At 48.9% G+C, this 755-nt stretch carries 1 pseudogene; it reads left to right on the plus strand.

What is annotated here, in order from left to right:
• Positions 1 to 625: pseudogene (locus WMO75_RS19670) on the plus strand (2-hydroxyglutaryl-CoA dehydratase); the annotation flags it as partial.
• Positions 626 to 755: the final 130 nt, after the last annotated feature.

Genomic DNA, 755 nt, shown 5'->3' on the forward strand with positions numbered 1-755 from the left:
GTTTGATATGATCCCGATCACCGGTGAGAAGAAGCCGAGAGTTGGTATTGTTGGTGAGATCCTTGTCAAGTTCCTTCCGGCTGCGAACAATCATCTGGCAGAACTTCTGGAAGCAGAAGGTGCCGAGGCAGTCTGCCCGGATCTGATCGACTTTATCAATTATTGTTTCTACAACCAGAACTTCAAATGTGAGTTCCTTGGATTCAAGAAAAATAAAGCAACGATCGCAAACTGGGGAATCAAGGCAATTGAATGGCTGCGTAAACCTATGAATGAAGCTCTGGCACAGAGCCGCCATTTTACTCCGTCTGCCGATATTGCAGATCTGGCAAAGATGGCAGAACCGATCGTTTCTCCTGGAAACCAGACCGGTGAAGGATGGTTCCTGACCGGCGAGATGATGGAACTGATCCATGGCGGTGTACCGAACATCGTATGTATCCAGCCGTTTGCATGTCTGCCGAACCATATTGTGGGTAAAGGTGTTATCAAGGAGATCCGGAGGGAGCATCCGGAGGCTAATATTGTGGCAATTGATTATGATCCGGGTGCGAGTGAAGTTAACCAGCTGAATCGTATAAAATTGATGCTTTCTACGGCTGTTAAAAATTTGAATAAAAATTAGTTTTTGGAAAAAAGAAAACCCTTAGGGGGAGCATCTCAGAGTCTGCGAAGGCCGAAGCTCCCCCTAAGAACCCCCTCCTTGGCCACGCGGTTTTGGCGTGGGGACGGGCGTGCGCGTGTCGCGCGCGTCG

This window comes from Blautia intestinihominis, assembly GCF_040096655.1.
Taxonomy (GTDB): Bacteria; Bacillota; Clostridia; order Lachnospirales; family Lachnospiraceae; genus Blautia_A; species Blautia_A intestinihominis.